Source organism: Rhizobium sp. G187 (genome assembly GCF_051549525.1).
In the GTDB taxonomy this organism is placed as follows: domain Bacteria; phylum Pseudomonadota; class Alphaproteobacteria; order Rhizobiales; family Rhizobiaceae; genus Allorhizobium.
The window spans coordinates 123,252-139,393 of sequence record NZ_JBPUGM010000005.1 but is presented as its reverse complement, the minus strand read 5'-3'; the positions used below and the strand labels follow the sequence as shown (position 1 = coordinate 139,393).

Annotated in this window: 15 protein-coding genes; 6 read left to right on the top strand and 9 right to left on the bottom strand. The window is 61.7% G+C overall.

Features of this window, described 5'->3' with window-relative positions; all coding sequences use genetic code 11:
• Nucleotides 1-66 precede the first annotated feature (66 nt).
• Nucleotides 67-1,062, top strand: a complete 996-nt coding sequence (locus ACSV9I_RS15655; RefSeq protein WP_438329798.1) for a substrate-binding domain-containing protein — start codon at nt 67-69, stop codon at nt 1,060-1,062.
• Between the two features lie 81 nt (nt 1,063-1,143).
• Here ACSV9I_RS15655 and ACSV9I_RS15650 read toward each other — a convergent pair whose 3' ends face one another.
• The 7 genes from ACSV9I_RS15650 to ACSV9I_RS15620 form a co-directional block, all read right to left on the bottom strand.
• On the bottom strand, nt 1,144-2,409 hold the full coding sequence (locus ACSV9I_RS15650; protein ID WP_438329797.1) for an ABC transporter substrate-binding protein: 1,266 nt from the start codon (nt 2,407-2,409) through the stop codon (nt 1,144-1,146).
• 26 nt (nt 2,410-2,435) lie between these two features.
• Entirely contained in the window at nt 2,436-3,272 is an 837-nt protein-coding gene (locus tag ACSV9I_RS15645; RefSeq protein WP_438330013.1) for a carbohydrate ABC transporter permease, read from the bottom strand.
• On the bottom strand, nt 3,272-4,207 hold the full coding sequence (locus ACSV9I_RS15640) for a carbohydrate ABC transporter permease (RefSeq protein ID WP_438329796.1): 936 nt from the start codon (nt 4,205-4,207) through the stop codon (nt 3,272-3,274). Before ACSV9I_RS15640 ends, ACSV9I_RS15645 begins: the two co-directional genes overlap by 1 nt.
• Complete coding sequence (locus tag ACSV9I_RS15635) at nt 4,200-5,369, bottom strand: ABC transporter ATP-binding protein (protein WP_438329795.1); 1,170 nt, start codon at nt 5,367-5,369, stop codon at nt 4,200-4,202. Before ACSV9I_RS15635 ends, ACSV9I_RS15640 begins: the two co-directional genes overlap by 8 nt.
• Complete coding sequence (locus tag ACSV9I_RS15630) at nt 5,366-6,202, bottom strand: metallophosphoesterase family protein (protein WP_438329794.1); 837 nt, start codon at nt 6,200-6,202, stop codon at nt 5,366-5,368. The genes ACSV9I_RS15635 and ACSV9I_RS15630 overlap by 4 nt, the downstream gene beginning before the upstream one ends.
• Nucleotides 6,203-6,603: 401 nt before the next feature.
• Nucleotides 6,604-7,692, bottom strand: a complete 1,089-nt coding sequence (gene dinB / locus ACSV9I_RS15625; RefSeq protein ID WP_438329793.1) for a DNA polymerase IV — start codon at nt 7,690-7,692, stop codon at nt 6,604-6,606.
• A 134-nt stretch (nt 7,693-7,826) separates the two neighbouring features.
• Nucleotides 7,827-8,123 (bottom strand): PRC-barrel domain-containing protein, encoded by a 297-nt coding sequence (locus ACSV9I_RS15620; RefSeq protein WP_438329792.1) that lies wholly within the window; start codon nt 8,121-8,123, stop codon nt 7,827-7,829.
• 157 nt (nt 8,124-8,280) lie between these two features.
• Between ACSV9I_RS15620 and ACSV9I_RS15615 the strand changes: the two genes are divergently transcribed.
• Entirely contained in the window at nt 8,281-8,466 is a 186-nt protein-coding gene (locus tag ACSV9I_RS15615; protein WP_438329791.1) for a hypothetical protein, read from the top strand.
• Between the two features lie 155 nt (nt 8,467-8,621).
• On the opposite strand, the gene zigA is transcribed toward ACSV9I_RS15615, so the two are convergent.
• Nucleotides 8,622-9,827, bottom strand: coding sequence for a zinc metallochaperone GTPase ZigA (gene zigA / locus ACSV9I_RS15610; RefSeq protein ID WP_438329790.1), 1,206 nt, complete (start codon nt 9,825-9,827; stop codon nt 8,622-8,624).
• 1,474 nt (nt 9,828-11,301) lie between these two features.
• Here zigA and ACSV9I_RS15605 point away from each other — a divergent pair.
• Nucleotides 11,302-11,460, top strand: coding sequence for a YqaE/Pmp3 family membrane protein (locus tag ACSV9I_RS15605; RefSeq protein ID WP_082352663.1), 159 nt, complete (start codon nt 11,302-11,304; stop codon nt 11,458-11,460).
• Between the two features lie 5 nt (nt 11,461-11,465).
• Here the strand turns inward: ACSV9I_RS15605 and ACSV9I_RS15600 are convergent, their stop codons facing one another.
• On the bottom strand, nt 11,466-12,350 hold the full coding sequence (locus ACSV9I_RS15600) for a helix-turn-helix domain-containing protein (protein WP_438329788.1): 885 nt from the start codon (nt 12,348-12,350) through the stop codon (nt 11,466-11,468).
• A gap of 101 nt (nt 12,351-12,451) precedes the next feature.
• Between ACSV9I_RS15600 and ACSV9I_RS15595 the strand changes: the two genes are divergently transcribed.
• Genes ACSV9I_RS15595 through fhuB form a run of 3 tightly spaced genes read left to right on the top strand, consistent with a single transcriptional unit; the run spans nt 12,452 to nt 16,129 of the window.
• Nucleotides 12,452-13,258, top strand: a complete 807-nt coding sequence (locus tag ACSV9I_RS15595; RefSeq protein ID WP_438329787.1) for an ABC transporter ATP-binding protein — start codon at nt 12,452-12,454, stop codon at nt 13,256-13,258.
• The gene (locus ACSV9I_RS15590; protein ID WP_438330012.1) at nt 13,248-14,168 is read left to right on the top strand and encodes an iron-siderophore ABC transporter substrate-binding protein; all 921 of its coding nucleotides are present in this window, start codon (nt 13,248-13,250) and stop codon (nt 14,166-14,168) included. The genes ACSV9I_RS15595 and ACSV9I_RS15590 overlap by 11 nt, the downstream gene beginning before the upstream one ends.
• Complete coding sequence (fhuB, locus tag ACSV9I_RS15585; RefSeq protein WP_438329786.1) at nt 14,165-16,129, top strand: Fe(3+)-hydroxamate ABC transporter permease FhuB; 1,965 nt, start codon at nt 14,165-14,167, stop codon at nt 16,127-16,129. The genes ACSV9I_RS15590 and fhuB overlap by 4 nt, the downstream gene beginning before the upstream one ends.
• Nucleotides 16,130-16,142 lie beyond the last annotated feature (13 nt).

Sequence of the window (16,142 nt, the reverse complement as noted above, 5' to 3'; positions counted from 1 at the left end):
TGTGACGACACTGAAGACGGACGTCATGCCGTCATTCCAGTCGCGCCTGACAATGGCGAGCCCGGCATGTCGACACTAGAAGAAATTGCCTCGCGCGCCGGCTGCTCCATGGCAACTGTCAGTCGCGTGCTGAACCGCAGCGGACCGGTCAGCGAAGGCATGGTGCGGCGTGTGCGCAAGGCAGCGTCGGATCTGTGCTATCACAAGCTTGACCGGAACCTGCCTGCCGGACGCCGCCGTCCGGCCATCGGCGTGCTCATCCCGAGCATCACCAATCCCGTCTTCGCCGCCTCCCTGGCAGGCATCCAGAACCGCATGCGCGTCTCCGGCTATGGTGTGCTGATCGCCCAGTCGGACTATGATCCGTCGCGTGAGGCCGATGCCGTCGACTACCTGCTGGCCGAAAAGCCAAGTGGGTTGATCCTGACAGTTTGCGACCCGATGAAGAGCCAATCCACTCTGCCGGCGACGCTGCCGCCGACGGTTCTTCTCAACAATCTCCCCAATGCCCGCTTTCCAGCCGCCGTCACCATCGACAACCGCTTGGCCGGACGCGATGTCACCCTGCATATGGTCGAACACGGCCATTCTCGCATCCTGTTCGTCTCCGGCAGCTTTGCCAGTTCCGACCGGGCACGGCTGCGCTATGCCGGATATCGGGACGCGATGGAGGCGGCGGGGCTGCCGATGCTCGACGCCTTGCAGGTGTCGTTTACCACCGGATATGACGACCTCGATCTGACCCAGGCCATGTCTCTACATCGTCCGACAGCGATCATCGCCTCGAACGATCTTCTGGCGCTCGGCGTCATCGCCGCCCTCCGGCGTGAGGGGCTTTCGGTCCCGGAGCATGTGTCTGTCGCAGGCTTTGATGGCATTGCCATCGGCCGTCTCGTCCATCCGCCCTTGACGACCATCGAGACGACGGATGCCAGCATGGGGGCGACAGCGGCTTCCCTGCTGCTCGACATTGCGGAAAACGCTGCGGCACCCCGGCACCTTACGCTCGGCTACAAGCTGAATGTCGGTGGTACGGTCCGGCGGATCGACCAAGCCGGTTGATTGCGCGGCCCCCCAAACGGCATGACGCGCCGCTTCTGAAAGCGACGCGTCAGCCTCTTCAGTCCTGATCAAGCATCAGGTTTAGCTGCGCGGCAGCAGGCCTTCGACTTCGGCGGCTGCGTCATCCAGCGCTTCCTTCGGCTCGGCCGACTGCTCGACCACGCGCGACAGGTTCTCGACGATGGTCTGGGTGACCTTGACGCCGTTCGAACCGGGGAAGGCATACCAAGGCTGCATCAGCGGCATCTGCTCAAGGCCGGCGCGGAACAGCGGGTTCTCCTTGTAGAAATTGCCGAGATAGTCCGGCGACTGGGCGGCAAGTTCATTGTTCGGAACATAGCCCGTGCCGGGAACGACGACCGAGGCACCGAAGGGGCCCGAGGCGAACTTGATGAACTTCCAGGCGGCGTCCTGCTTCTCGGCATCGCGGGTCAGCATGACGGCCGCATTGCCGCCGGTCGGCAGCTTGCCGTTTTCCGGATCGATCAGCGGAATATGGGCGGTGCGCAGCTCGAACTTGTCGCCGACATTCTTGATGGTGTTGCGCAATGCGCCGGTGGTCTGGAAGGCAAAGCCAACCTTGCCGGCAACAAAGGCCTGTTCGCCGGCCTGCTTGGTGAAGACTGGAAGGCCGCCTTCCTTGACCATGCGGTCAACCAGTTCAAAGGCCTTTTGACCTTCGGGACCGTTAAAGGCAACCGTCGCTTCGTCGTCGCTCAGCATCTGGCCACCGGCACCGAAGAGGAGAGCGGAGAACATCCAGTCATCGCCCTGCCAGCGGAAGTCGATGCCTTCATTGCCGTCGCCAAGGGCCTTGATCTTCGCCGAAAGCGCGATCACCTCGTCCCAGGTCTTCGGCGGCTGGTCCGGGTCGCCGCCGGCTTTGCGCACGAGATCGGCATTGTAATACATGATCGGGTTGGAGGTGGCGAAGGCCAGGCCAACCTGCTTGCCCTTGACCTGGGCGAGTTTCAGGATGTTTTCCGAAAAGCCCTGCTCGGCCATATTGCCGTCCTTGGCCATGAAGGGGCCGAGATCGACGGGGATGTCGCGCTCATTGACCATGCGCAGACGGTTGAGGCCGATAAAGGTGATGTCAGGCATTTCGGCCGTGCCGGCCTGACGCATGATGGTCTGGATGCCTTCTTCATAGGTCGCCGAAGGATTGGCGAAGGTGATCTTGATGTCCGGGTTCTCTTCCATGAACTTCTTCGAGATCGTGTCCATCACGTCCTTGAAGAAGCCGGGCATGGGATAGTGGACGTTGAGCGTCGTCTCGGCATGGGCAGGCAGGCTTACCGCCAGCGTCACCGCTGCGGCGGCCAGAGCCGTCTTCAGATAAGTCATCGCAGTTCTCCTGGGTTGCGACCGGGTCAGCCTTTGAGACCGGTCATGGTAATGCCCTCAACGAAGCGTTTCTGCGCCAGCAGGAAGGCCATGACGAGGGGAAGGGTGATGATGAGGGTGGCCGCCATCAGCGCGCCGTAGTCGTCTCCGGCTTCGGCCGCACGGAAGGACAGAAGGCCGAGCGGCGGCGTGGCATAAGTCTGGTTGGTGACGACGATCAGCGGCCAGAACAGATCGTTCCAATGGGCAACCACCGAGAAGATCGAAAAGGCGGTGATCGCCGGCCAGGCATTCGGCACCACAACGCGGGCAACGATGCCGGCCTCGGACATGCCGTCGAGGCGTGCCGCATGGATCAGGTCGTCCGGAATGCCCCGGAAAAACTGCAGAAACAGGAAGATGCCGAAGACCGAGATCGAGAACGGCGCGACCAGGGCAAAATAGCTATTGAGCACCGACAGCCGGTCAAAGGCGACGTAAAGCGGCAGCGCCGTCGCATGGATCGGCACGAGCAGGCCGAGCATGACCAGCGCCATCATCAGCCGTGCGGCGCGGAAGGACAGCTTGGCCATGGCATAGGCGCAAGGAATGGCCACCAGCACCTGCACGACGAGGATCAGGCCGCAGACGATCACCCCGTTGAAGAGCAGGCCGCCCACCGGCACCCGGCCAAGGGCCTTGGCGAAGTTTTCCGCATAGGACCAGGTCTCAGGGATGAGGTTGAGCGAGGAGGAGAAGATCTCGCTCTGTGCCTTGCCGGCTGTCGAGATCATGAAAATATAGGGCGCGAGGAAAAGGATCGCCCCAAACGTCAGGAGAGCAAGGCGCAGGATGCGGCCGGGCGTGAAACGGGCGGTCATCATCATGCGTAGTGCACCTTCCGGTCCATGACGCGGTATTGGAGGAACATCAGCGACACCAGGATCGCGAGGAAGATCACCGTCATGGCCGAGGCGTAGCCAACCTTCAGGAAGACAAAACCCTCCTGATAGATGGTGAAGAGCAGGACTTCGGACGCCTTGTTGGGGCCGCCCTCGGTCAGGGTCTTGACGGTCTCGAACACTTTCACCGCATTGATGATGCTGATCGTTGTGACGAACAGTGTCGTCGGGCCAAGCATCGGCCAAGTGACGAGGCGGAAGCGCGAGAGCGCCGAGCGTGCGCCGTCAACTTCGGCTGCCTGATAGAGTTCACGCGGAATGGCGGAGAGACCGGCGAGGAACAGCACCATGTTGAAGCCGGTTGCCTGCCAGATGCCGATGATCGACAGGCTGGTGAGGACGGTGCTCGAGGCGCCGAGCCAGTTGGGGCCGTCAATGCCGATCATGGCAAGCGCTGCATTGATCGGGCCGATGGTCGGGTGGAAGAGATATTGCCACACCGTTGCCATGGCGACGAGAAGCGAGGCCACCGGCAGGAAGTAGGCGGTGCGAAACAGGCTTTTGCCCCAGCCTTCGGATTCGATCAGCAGCGCGATTGCCAGTCCAAGCGCCATCGAGACCGGCGCCACGATCGCCGCATAGACCGTGGTGTTCCATAGCGATTTCCTGAACGTCCGGTCGTTGATGAGGTCGGCATAGTTCTCGAACCCGACGAACCGGAAGCTTGAATAGCCAAGCTCGAAATCGGTGAAGCCGAGAAAGATCACGGCGATGGTCGGCAGGATGATGAAGAGGAGGAGAAGCAGCAGGGCAGGGGCGGAAAGCAGCATGGCGATGCGGGCTTCCCGGCGTCTGCCCGCCTGCGCTGCCGTGTTGGCAACGTTCGTGTGATGGGGCTCAAGGGCGAGACTAGCCATTCACCACCTCCGGCTCTCTGGCTGCGACCATGGCAATGCTGGCGGCAAGCCGGTCGCCGTCTGCGTCAAACAGCAGAATGGCAGCCGGATCGAGCCGCAGATCGATGCGGCCGCCAATGGCAAGGCCAATCGCGTCGGCGGGCGTGATCTTGGCCACGACGATGCCGTCCATCGCCGCAAGCCGGGTGAAGACCACGACTTCCGAGCCGAGGAATTCGAGCCGTTCGATCCGGGCCGGCAGACCGCCTTCGCCGGACGGTGCAAGGCGCACGAATTCCGGACGGAAGGCGACCGAGACCGGCGTCCCGGATGTGAGCTCAAGGCGGGTCGAAAGGCGGATATCGCCAGCCTGCACAAGACCCTGGTCGTCGACCACGGTCGACAGGATATTGATGCGCGGCTGGCCGAGAAACTTTGCGACTTCGAGATGAACAGGATCGTCATAGATCGTGCGCGGGCTGTCGAGCTGCAGCAGGCGTCCGCCGATCATCACGGCAACGCGGTCGGCCATCGACAGCGCTTCCGACTGGTCATGGGTGACATAGAGCGTCGGCACGCCGGCCTTGCGGTGCAGATCGACGATCTCGCCACGGGCATGGACGCGCAGATTGGCGTCGAGGTTCGACAGCGGCTCATCCATCAGGAAGACGCGCGGCTGGCGCACCATGGCGCGGGCAAGGGCCACCCGCTGGCGCTGGCCACCCGACATCTGTCCCGGCTTGCGGTCGAGAAGATGACCGATCTTCAAAGAGGCCGCCATCTCCCGCACCTGGCGCTGGATATCGGCGCGGATCTGCCGCTGACCGGAGAGCATGCTGCCGACAAGCGGCAGGCGCCCGGCCGTTGACAGGCGGCGCATGGCGAGCGGAACGGCAATGTTCTGCCCGGCGGTCAGATGCGGATAAAGCGCGTAGGACTGGAACACCATGGCGATGTTGCGATCACTGGCCGCCAGGGCCGAGACGTCCTCGCCACCAATGATGATCTCGCCGCCGTCAGCATGGTCAAGGCCGGCGACAATGCGCAAAAGCGTGCTCTTGCCGCAGCCGGACGGGCCGACCAGGGCGATGAACTCGCCCGGCTCGGCCGCGAGGCTGACACCCTTCAGGATGCTGTTGCCAGCGAAGGACTTGCTGATGTCGCGAAGGCTGAAGGCGCTCATTCGGCAGCCTCCACCGGGGCCGTGGACCCATGGCGCGGATAGACCTGGTCGACCACGTCGTCAAACACATGCGCGATCATGCCGGGAACCGCGACGATCTCGCTGGTGACTGTATCGGTCAGGTGATGGAGTGCGGCACCAACCACGCGTTCGCCGGGCATTTCGCGCTCAAGCTTGTCGATGATGAAGGAGGTCGGCGGTGCCCAGACCAGCTTGGTGGCACCCACTGCACCCTGCCAGGCCCAATGCAGGTGGCCGCTTCCATAAAGCGCCACGTCATGGGCCGCCATCAGATCGAGAAGCTCCTGACGTTCTGCGGGCTGTGCGCCCCAGTAGCCGGTATCGCCTTCGGCCGGGTCATCGACGAAGAGCGGCTTATGGGCAAACATGGCGACGCGGCGACCGGCGCGGCCTTCCAGCGTCTCGATCAGCCAGTCGAGCTGCCTCCTTTCCTCGGCATGGCCGGAGCCGACCAGCAGGCTGTTCAGGCCGATGATGCGCCAGTCGCCCATGTCCTTGGCAAAACGATCAGAACCGGCAAGGCGGCGCCAGCGGTCCAGACGGACATCGTTGACCGGCTGGTGCGAGCCAGGCATATGGCCGACATCGTGATTGCCGGGAACCAAAAGCACGGGCACGTCGAGTTCAGTCATCATCGCCATCGAGAAGGCGATGTCCTCTTCCTTGTCCGCGCCGTCGATGGTCAGGTCGCCGGTATGGACGACGAGGTCAGGTTCGACCTCTCGGATCCAGCGGCAGATCGGCTCCCAGTTCCCATTAAAATGCGGTTTGGTCGGGCTGAAATGCGTGTCGGTGATCTGAACGATTTTCATGAAATGGAACCTTGTCGACGCGTGGGCGCAGCCGGATCGGAAAGAAAAGCCGGTGCTGTCGACGATCGGTTTAGGTGCTGACCATGTCAGCCAAGTGAGAGACCTTTCAGCGCGCTTCCAGTTTTGTCACCAATTCGTCAAATGAGGTTCGGACGAACATGACGTCAAAGGGTTACGAAGCCTGCCGAAGTGCGGCGATCTCGAATATAAAGCAATAAATTCATGTGGATGGGAATAAAGCGCTGGCTGAGGAGAGGGTCCTTGCCTGCCACCTCCGACCTGCGCGGACCAGCAAGAATACCCTGCAAATTCAGAGGTCACGTACCTTATGTCGGCCAAAAACGTTTCTCGGCGGAGCCCATTGTTCCTGCCGGGTCCTGTAATGCCAATTCCAGGCGCAATTACAGGTCGAAGCCCAGCTGCGGCTCTATCTCGGCACCCTCGCTGATAAGCGACGAGAGTGTGACGCCCAGCAGCCTCACTGGTCGTTTGAACGGATGAACGCTTTCTAGAAGTTCTTCTGCTGTATCGACAATGTCAGCAAGGCCTGAAAAGGGCTGCGTGCTCGTTCGGCTACGTGTCGCCTGGGTGAAGTCCGAATACTTGACCTTGATCGTGACCGTCTTTCCCCGGATGCCATGCGCTTCGCAGTATCGCCAGACCTTTTCAGCCAGGGGCTTCAGTTCGCGTCGTCCAAGGTCGAGACTGTCGATGTCCACTGCGAATGTGTCTTCGGCGCCCACGGATTTCCGTATCCGGTCAGGGCGCACCTGCCGGTGGTCGATGCCCCGGGCAATGCCGTAGAAATAGGGACCCGATTTGCCGAAATGCTCGGTGAGAAACTGGAGCGATTTCGCCTTCAGGTCGGCGCCCGTCTCAATGCCATGCCGCTTCATGCGCTCTGCTGTGGCAGGCCCCACACCATGGAATTTCTTGACGGGCAGCGCTTCAACAAAAGCGGGACCGTTTTTCGGTGTGATCACCGCCTGACCATTGGGTTTGTTGAGATCGCTCGCCATCTTCGCCAGGAACTTGTTGTAAGAAATGCCGGCAGAGGCGTTCAGCCCGGTGACCACCTTGATCTTGGCCCGGATTTCGAGCGCAATCTCGGTGGCGATCTCCATGCCTTTGTGGTTTTCCGTGACGTCGAGATAGGCCTCGTCGAGGGATAGCGGTTCGATCAGCGCTGTATATTCGGCAAAAATCTCCCGGATCTGCTGCGAGACAGCCTTGTAGACGTCAAACCGTGGCGGCACGAAAATCAGCTCGGGACATTTGCGCGCGGCCGTCACGGATGGCATTGCCGAGTGCACACCGAAGCGACGCGCTTCATAGCTCGCAGCCGCCACCACGCCGCGCGCCGCAGAGCCTCCAACAGCCAGTGGCTTGCCGCGAAGCTCCGGATTGTCACGCTGTTCGACCGATGCATAAAATGCATCCATGTCGACGTGGATGATTTTGCGAAGCGGCGTCTGGATCGCGATGTTCATGGCATTCGGCCGACCGTGGCGATGAAAACAAAAAGGGAACATATCAGTGTCTGCTGTGCAATCCAAGATCTGCACGGACGAAAAAAAAAGCCCGGCTGGATGGCCGGGCTCGTGCTGAACACTCAGTCGGATCCTTAATGGCGATGCTCGGGCATGTCCTTGAGCTGATCCTTGGTCCAGGATGTCACGGCATGGACGTCTCCGTCCTCATCGCGCATGAACTCAAGATCGGTCAGTGCAACAGCCACCGGCTTTGCACCAATTCCGAGAAAGCCGCCGACATCAATGATGGCCTGGCTGCCAGCACCTGCTCCATGGACATGGTCGACCTTGCCAACCTTGTGGTCGTCGGCGCCGTAGACGGTCGCACCCTCAAGAATGGCAGGCGTGAGTTCCGTGGCGTTGAGCCGGACATGATTGCTGTGGTCCATTGTGGTTCCTCCTTTGGTTGCTGAGAAAAGGAAACCCCGTCGGCGCGGAAGGGTTCCACAATTTGGCGAGGCGGCGGCAGAGTGCTGTCGAGATGGGTCCCTTGCGATGGATCTGGGACTTCCTATCTCTGGATGACGTGGTCATCGGAGGATCATCATGGATCAACGTCTTCCCGACATGTCTGAAAGCTTGCCCGATCGCTGCATCGAGATCCTGCCGCCCGAGCCGCACCATGGAAAGCGTGATGATGTGATCACCTGTCCCTGCTGCCAGAAGTCCTGCGCCCCATCTTCTATGGATGATGATGGTTGCGGCATATGCGACGAGTGTTTGGCCCCGTGAATGGCGTGGGCCTTGCCGTCGCGCGGGCGTTTTGATGGGCAAGGAAATGCTCCCGCCGGTGATCCCGACGACGAAGGCTATGCTGGCGAGTGCGGATAGGCATGCCGGGCTCACCGGCGCGGCATGCAATGACGGTTCAAACGGATGCTGACGCCTCAGGCAGCTGTCTGCGTCCAACTGGCAAAGGGATCCGGCAGGTTGCGCCAGGCGTCAGGCGTGAAGTCCTGGGCATCGAGCAGGCAGGCGTCGAGTTCCGCCCGAATTGCCGTCTCGTCCATTGGATCGGCGCCAATGAAGACGATCTCTTGCCGGCGGTCACCCCAGACCGGATGCAGATAGGGCTGCATCATCTCGTGGAAGCTCTGCTCCTGCGGCCAGCGCTCCCGCGGCACCGAGGCCCACCAGAGACCCATCCGGCCGGTTCGCACCAATGCGCCGGCCTGGCTGATCTCGCCGACATGATGCGGTCGCGTGGCGAGCCAGAAGAACCCCTTTGCCCTGACGACGCCCGGCCAGGATCGATCGATGAAGGCCTGGAACCGGCTTGGATCGAAGGGCCGATTTTCCCGATAGACGAAAGAGCGGATGCCATATTCTTCGGTTTCCGGCACATGGTCCTTGAAGCCGTACAGTTCTTTGTACCAGAGCGGATGGGTCTCGGCCTTGGCGAAGTCGAAGCGTCCGGTATCGAGCACTGCCTTCAACTCGACTTTGCCGAAATCCGTCTCGATCAGCCGCGCATCGGGATTGAGCGCAGCGACAATGGTGCGTGCGGCGGAAAGCTCCTCGGGCGAGGCGCTGCCCACCTTGTTCAGGATCACCACATCAGCAAACTCGATTTGCTCGACGAGGAGGTCGACAAGCGTGCGATTGTCGCCATCGCCCGCCGCTTCGCCGCGATCTGCCAGAAAATCGGCCGAACCATAGTCTTTGAGCAGATTGGCGGCGTCAACCACAGTCACCATCGTGTCGAGCCGCGCGACATCTGAAAGGCTCCGGCCGTCTTCATCGCGAAAATCGAAGGTGGCTGCTACGGGAAGGGGCTCGGCAATGCCGGTGGATTCGATCAGCAGATAGTCAAAGCGACCGTCCGCAGCGAGCGTCCGCACCTCCTGCAAAAGATCGTCCCGCAGCGTGCAGCAGATACAGCCATTGGTCATTTCGACCAGCTGTTCCTCTGTCCGCGACAGATTGGCCCCGCCATCGCGCACCAGCGCAGCATCGATGTTCACTTCGCTCATGTCGTTGACGATCACGGCAACGCGCATGCCCTCGCGATTGGCCAGCACGTGGTTGAGCAGCGTCGTCTTGCCAGCGCCCAGGAAGCCCGAAAGGACGGTGACGGGCAGTTTTCTCTTCATGGTGGGATCTCCGATGAGGGTGAAGGCCGACAAGGCGCTTCGGGACGGTTTATGTAATAACATTACATAAACCGTCCCTGTCAACTCTTGGCTTGATGTGCAAAGGGCGATGGTGCCATCGCAAGGGTGGGAGGCGGCGCGCTCCATCTTCTCCCAAGCGGGTAGAAGATGGTCCGCAGGACTTAAGGTGCAACTTGTTGCACTGGGGATGAGGGGGGACGCGAAGTGCCAAGGCGAGACGGCAGGGCGATTGTTCCTTGTGTCTGCTCTGTGCGCGGCTATGCCGTCCCCTCATCCGGCGCTACCGCGCCATCTCCTCCCCGCTGGGGAGAAGAGGGAGGCCGCGAAAAGCCCCTCAATTCCCGGAGTGGCCCGGGGATGAGTTTCGGAAAACCTCCAACAAAATCAGAGCCGCACCCTGTTTTTCATCCCCGCCCATTTTCCCCGCATTACACTCACCCCCGTCCCGCCCTCGGATACACCTGACGATGCGATGTCAGGCGAGGCGGGATCGGCGCCGGGGCGATGTGCTGTCGCAGGCATAAAACCCCGGCCCGCTTGCAACGGTCTCCCCCCGGACGAGGAGCTGGACGAGGGTGATGGGGTCGGATGCCTCAGAACCCGGATACTCTGATCGGAAGGGCGTGCCTCAGAGGCACACAAACAAGGCGCCAACGCTGTCGCGAACAAGACCTGACGGCGGGGCGAAACAAACGGCGGGGATGCGAGGGGATCGCCAATGATCCAAATGCATCCCCCGGGCGAGGGTCCCGGTCGGAATGGTGCACCATCCGGCGGGAACCTCCCGGGCCACCGGCCAGGCGGACGTGTCATCTCCAAGGTGATGCGGATGCCGGACCCGCGCCCGGTCCATCTTTGGGGATCACCCCGAAGACCGTCGCCGCCTTGCCAGAGAGACGCATGCGAGCAGGACAAGACGCCGAACGGGGCGCCGGAAGGAGCCACATACTTATACTTAGACAGGCTGCTTCTGGCGCCTCGTCCGATCCTCGGGTTTCACCCGAGACAAGCAATGCCATCCCCGGAGGGAGCGATCCCGACCGGCGGCGAAGCTTGGGTTTTTTGACAGATTGAACACCACCGCTTCCTCCTCATGCTGAGGTGGGAGCGAATGCGACATCAGAAGCACGAGGCCACCGCTGCACCAAGCCACCCGCATACCAAGCCAGAGGGATGCTTCGAGGCCCGCGCCATCCGCGTGAGCCTCAGCATGAGGGCGTTGCGACACGCGGCTTCCCTGGCATCAACGCGCCTGCCACCGGGTCCTCCCCACGCCCCGGCAGCCTGCCTCAAACCTCATCCAGCCTTGGCAGCCGCACCAGGACGATCAAACCGGCCTTCAGGAGTGCGTGGCTGTCCCGGCCCGGCAACTTTCGAATTATCGATCTAATCGAATGAACGAATGCCACAGTTCTGCGTTTAGACGGCGAAGTACCACCGAACCGGAGTTTCCATGGACGTCCTTCGCATTCTTCTTGCCATCCTTCTGCCACCCGTCGGCGTCTTCCTGCAGGTCGGCATTGGCCTGCATTTTTGGCTGAATATCCTGCTGACCCTGTTCGGCTATCTGCCCGGCATCATCCATGCCATCTGGGTCATTCTGCGTAAGTAAACCTCTTATCGCAGCCTCTCCCGCCGCCAGGCGGATGGGGAGAGGCCTGTGACTTTGCGAAACGATCGGGAGAAGTGGGCGGGATCGGCAAAACCGGTTTCGGCTGCAACGGCTGTCAGCGACAGGTCTTTGCGTGCGAGAAGCACTTTCACCCGCTCGATCCGGGCGCGAAGCTGGAACTGGTGCGGCGCGGTGCCGGTGCTCGCCTTGAAGGCATGACTGAAATGCGATTGTGACAGGCCGGTCATATCGGACAATTCGTCCAGCCGGATTGCCCGGTGGCAATTGTCCGCAATGAAGTCGGTCACCTTGCGCAGCTGCCAGGAGGCTAGCCGCGACCTTTCGCGCGCATGGGTGGGGGCGATCTTCAGCATGTCGGTCAGAAGCGCCAGCGTCAGACCCTCGCCATACAGTTGGTGTAGCGGATCGGGTGAGGCGCATTCGCGTGCAATCAGATCCGCAAGCAGAAGCAGCCTCTCCTCTTTCAGGGTAAATCGCGGCGCATCGAGCCGGCCTTGAGGCAGGGCATCTCCGAATCGACGCGTCAGGCTGTCAATGTCGAAATGCAGGTCGAGATGGCGCAGAAAGCTGACACCCGAAAGCTCGGTGCGCAGTTCGAGTCCGGCTGGGATGAAACTGACTGCGCGCTCTTCACAGGCGGTGATTGGCCGCCGTCCATGTTCCACCATGGAAAAACTTGCCGCTGTCGCGTGACGCGTTTCCAGAACGGCAAACAGTCGCGGATGATTGCTGGCATAGGTGCCGCCGGCCTCGGAGGCGCAATCGACATCCCACAGGTCGACGACCATGCCGTCCCAATAGTGCCGGTGGAAGTTGCGTTGGATCGAAAAGCCATCGATCCGGCTGGACATCTGCGGAAGGAAATTCATGGCCTTGGGGGAGGATGGACCGGTTCAAGCGGAATATTGTTGAATGGTTCTATCATATTTAGTAGGCGAAGCTCAACGGGTGTCTCGGAGATGGGTGCGCAATGAGTGTTGGTGGTGCTTCGGTCGGGGCAGAGGCTCCGGTTCTGAGGGCGGAGCACATAGACTTTATCGTCGATGGGCGTCGCATCCTTGACGACGTCTCGCTCGATTTTGGCGCTGGTGCCATCACCAGCCTGATCGGTCACAACGGGTCCGGCAAGTCGACGCTTCTCAAGATCCTCGCCCGCCAGATCGAGAAGAGCCGCGGTGAGGTCAGACTTCGCGGCGAGCCGATCGGTGCCATTGCGGCGCGGGATTTTTCCCGCAAGGTTGGGTATCTGCCGCAGGATTTTGGCGCGGGTGCGGGCATGCTTGTGCGCGAACTCGTCGCCTGCGGGCGTTATCCCTGGCACGGCGCCCTTGGTCGTTTTTCCGATCTCGACCGGCGTAAGGTCGATGAGGCAATCGCCATGACCCATATCGAGGCCCTGGCCGATCGGACGGTCGATACGCTGTCCGGTGGCGAGCGCCAGCGTGCCTGGATTGCCATGCTGATGGCCCAGGACACAGATTGCCTGCTGCTGGATGAGCCGACTTCAGCACTCGACATTGCCCACCAGATAGAACTCCTGTCGTTGATCCGAAGGTTGTCCCGCGAACGGGGCTTGAGTGTTGTGATCGTCCTGCACGACATCAACATGGCGGCCCGCTTTTCGGACCACATCCACGCGCTGAGCCAGGGCCGGGTCGTCGCCAGTGGCGTGCCGGCCGAGATCCTCGATCCCGAGCGCTTACGGATGATCTATGGCATCGACATGGATGTGACGCCGAATCCGCATGGAAACGTGCCGATTGCCTATGTCCGCTGACATGCCAAACGTGTCGCGTGTGATCCCGAACCTCAATCGCCGGCAGGCCCTTCTGGGCCTTGCTGCCTGCCTTGCGGCGCCCGGTTTCTCGTGGGCGGGCACGTCTTCACCACGGATTGTCTGCCTCGACTATGGGCTTGCCTCCACAGCAATCGGTCTTGGCGTCACCCCGGTCGGGATCGCCTCCATGGCCGACTGGGACAAATGGGTGGTCGAGCCAGCGCTTGCGCCTGATATTGCGGATATTGGCTCGTCCTGGGAGGTCAATTTCGAGATCGTCTCTGCTCTAAAGCCAGACCTGATTCTCAATACCCCCTTTGGCGGCATGCTCACAGCGAGGCTGGAGCAGATTGCACCCGTCCTGACGCTCGGGGCCTACGCGGCGGATGGTGGAGACGTCCTGCCCAAGGCCGTCGCGGTGACAAGACAGCTCGGCAAGGCTCTGGGCAGGGTCCAGGAAGCGGAAGCCTTGGTCGATGGTGCCGAGGCCCTGTTTGCCGGTTGCCGTGCGCGGCTTGCTGCGCTCGATGTCCCGCCACTGGTTCTTGCGACCTTCATGGATCAGCGCCATGTGCAGGTTTATTCCGCCCCAGGCCTGTTCACCAATGTGCTTGATCGCATCGGGATCAAAAACGCCTGGCCCCGGACCAGCAGCTTCTGGGGTTTCGAAACCGTGCCGCTCGAGCGGTTGGCCCGCGTAACAGACCCGCGCGCAAAACTGATTGCACTCGAACCCTTCGCCGAAGATATCGGGCAAAGCCTCGATCGCAGTGGCTTGTGGCACGCCTTGCCCTTCGCTCGACCCGGGCAGTTTGCGGTGCTCCCCGGTTCACTGATGTTCGGCATGCTGAATGACGCCATGCGCTTCGCGCGCATTCTCTCGGCCCACCTGGAGGAGACACTGTCGTGACCCGTGTCGACCCTGGCCCACTTCTGGTGACCCTTGCCCTCTTCGGTCTCGGTCTGCTCCTTGGCTGGATGCAGATCGCCCCGGTCCTCAACCTCTCCGCCGACGCACCGGATCGGGTGATTGCCTTCGTCGTGCTCGAACAGTCGACGCTTCCCCGTATGGCAACGGCGCTTCTTTGCGGCGCGGCCCTGGCGCTCGCCGGCAGTCTGTTCCAGCAGGTCCTGCGCAATCCGCTGGCCTCGCCAACCACACTTGGCATTTCCGCCGGTGCCAATCTGGCGCTGGTTGTGGCGACACTCTGGTTTCCGGCGCTAATCGGTTTCGGTCGCGATCTGGTCGCGCTCTCCGGCTCGGCTCTCGCCGCCATTCTCGTTTTCCTCCTCGGTGCCCGCCGCGGTTTTTCACCCTTGACGCTGGTGATTTCCGGTCTGGTCATCAGCCTGTGGTGCGGCGGTCTCTCCGCCGTACTGATGCTTCTGAATGAGCGCTATCTGACGAGCCTCTCGATCTGGGGCGCGGGGTCCCTTTCGCAGCAGAGCTGGGATACCCCCATCGCACTTGGCTGGAAGCTCGCCGCAATCGGCGGTTTGAGCGCGCTTCTCGTGCGACCGCTGACGCTGCTGGATCTTGGAGAGGAAGGCGCGCGCGCCGTTGGTCTGAAGCCTGAGCGCTTGCGCCTGGTCGCAATTGCGCTGGCCGTTCTGCTCGCAGCGCTCGTCACAAGTGCCGTCGGCGTCATCGGCTTCATCGGTCTCGTTGCACCCGTCATCGCCCGGCTGTCCGGCGCGAGACGACCGGGCGCACTCCTCCTGTGGTCGACGCTGATCGGGGCGGCGCTGCTGTTCTTTGCCGACAATTTGCTGATGCAGCTGACAGGATTATGGCCGCAAATGCTGCCGACCGGCGCTTTTACCGCGATCTTCGGGTCGCCGCTGCTTCTGTTGCTTCTGCCCAGGTTGAAGACACGGCACAGGATTGCCGAGCAAAAAGCGGCGCCGCTGGCGCCGTTATTGTCGGCGCGGTATGGCCTGCTGCTTGCCATGGCTTTGGGCATGACAATCCTGTTTTTCGCCGTGCTGGTCGGACGCAATCCGCTCGGCGGCTGGTCGCTGCTGCAAACCGATCTGTGGTCTCAGATCCTTCCGCTGCGCTTCCCCCGTATCCTTGCCGCCTGCATTGCAGGTGCCTTGCTGGCAACTGCGGGCATCATTTTGCAGCGTTTGACCGGAAACGAGATGGCAAGCCCGGAAGTGCTCGGCGTCAGCGCAGGCGCGACGCTCGGCGTTACGCTTGCCATCTTCTTCACCACGGAACCGGGCATCGGCTTCCAGCTCGTCTACTCGACCCTGGGGGCTGCTGCCGTACTGGCCGTCGTTTTCCTCTTTGCGCTGAAATCGGGGCTGGCACCCGAACGCGTCCTGCTAGCCGGCATTGCCCTCTCGGCCATGGCCGATGCGATTGGCGGGGCAATCGGTGCGACGGGCGATCCGCGCACGATTTTCCTGCTGCGCTGGATGAGCGGTTCCACCTATGCCGTCGGCATGGAGACTGCGAGTGTCGTCACCGTAATCGGCGTTGTACTGGTGAGCGTTGCACTCCTCGTCCACCGATGGCTCGACATCCTGCCGCTTGGTCCCAGTGCAGCAAAGGCACTCGGTATCGACATCAAAGCTGCGCGCCTGACGCTGCTCCTGCTGTCCGGCTGTCTCACGGCGGCGGCGACACTCTGCGTTGGCCCGCTGACCTTCATCGGTCTGATGGCCCCGCATCTGGCCCGTGAGCTTGGATTGCGGCAGGCGCGGACCCAGCTTCTCGGTGGCCTCGTCATCGGCGGCGGACTGATGATGCTGGCCGACTGGATCGGTCGCGTATCGGTCTTCCCTTACGAAATCCCCGCAGGTCTCGTTTCTGCTCTGATCGGTGCACCGTTCTTGATCCTGATGATGCGCCGCCGGGCCTGACAACGCCAGCCCG

Excerpts from the sequence above, each read along its gene's own strand:
- ACSV9I_RS15655 (WP_438329798.1), top strand. The coding sequence starts at position 67 with ATGTCGACACTAGAAGAAATTGCCTCGCGCGCCGGCTGCTCCATGGCA.
- ACSV9I_RS15650 (WP_438329797.1), bottom strand. The coding sequence starts at position 2,409 with ATGACTTATCTGAAGACGGCTCTGGCCGCCGCAGCGGTGACGCTGGCG.
- ACSV9I_RS15645 (WP_438330013.1), bottom strand. The coding sequence starts at position 3,272 with ATGATGACCGCCCGTTTCACGCCCGGCCGCATCCTGCGCCTTGCTCTC.
- ACSV9I_RS15640 (WP_438329796.1), bottom strand. The coding sequence starts at position 4,207 with ATGGCTAGTCTCGCCCTTGAGCCCCATCACACGAACGTTGCCAACACG.
- ACSV9I_RS15635 (WP_438329795.1), bottom strand. The coding sequence starts at position 5,369 with ATGAGCGCCTTCAGCCTTCGCGACATCAGCAAGTCCTTCGCTGGCAAC.
- ACSV9I_RS15630 (WP_438329794.1), bottom strand. The coding sequence starts at position 6,202 with ATGAAAATCGTTCAGATCACCGACACGCATTTCAGCCCGACCAAACCG.
- dinB (WP_438329793.1), bottom strand. The coding sequence starts at position 7,692 with ATGAACATCGCGATCCAGACGCCGCTTCGCAAAATCATCCACGTCGAC.
- ACSV9I_RS15620 (WP_438329792.1), bottom strand. The coding sequence starts at position 8,123 with ATGGACCACAGCAATCATGTCCGGCTCAACGCCACGGAACTCACGCCT.
- ACSV9I_RS15615 (WP_438329791.1), top strand. The coding sequence starts at position 8,281 with ATGGATCAACGTCTTCCCGACATGTCTGAAAGCTTGCCCGATCGCTGC.
- zigA (WP_438329790.1), bottom strand. The coding sequence starts at position 9,827 with ATGAAGAGAAAACTGCCCGTCACCGTCCTTTCGGGCTTCCTGGGCGCT.
- ACSV9I_RS15605 (WP_082352663.1), top strand. The coding sequence starts at position 11,302 with ATGGACGTCCTTCGCATTCTTCTTGCCATCCTTCTGCCACCCGTCGGC.
- ACSV9I_RS15600 (WP_438329788.1), bottom strand. The coding sequence starts at position 12,350 with ATGAATTTCCTTCCGCAGATGTCCAGCCGGATCGATGGCTTTTCGATC.
- ACSV9I_RS15595 (WP_438329787.1), top strand. The coding sequence starts at position 12,452 with ATGAGTGTTGGTGGTGCTTCGGTCGGGGCAGAGGCTCCGGTTCTGAGG.
- ACSV9I_RS15590 (WP_438330012.1), top strand. The coding sequence starts at position 13,248 with ATGTCCGCTGACATGCCAAACGTGTCGCGTGTGATCCCGAACCTCAAT.